Here is a 218-nt window from a genome sequence, read left to right on the forward strand (position 1 = left end):
ATCAACTCCTACAAGCGTCTGGTCCCGGGCTACGAAGCACCGATCAACCTGGTCTACAGCCAGCGCAACCGCTCAGCCTGCGTGCGCATCCCGATCACCGGCACCAACCCCAAAGCCAAGCGGCTGGAATTCCGCTGCCCCGACTCCTCCGGCAACCCCTACCTGGCGTTCTCCGCCATGCTGATGGCCGGCATCGACGGCATCAAGAACAAGATCGA

1 pseudogene is annotated in these 218 nt (G+C 62.4%); it reads left to right on the forward strand.

The features are described from left to right. Positions 1-218, forward strand: a pseudogene (locus LI94_RS21775) (type I glutamate--ammonia ligase); the annotation flags it as partial.

Source organism: Mycobacterium sp. UM_Kg27 (genome assembly GCF_000972905.1).
GTDB lineage: Bacteria > Actinomycetota > Actinomycetes > Mycobacteriales > Mycobacteriaceae > Mycobacterium.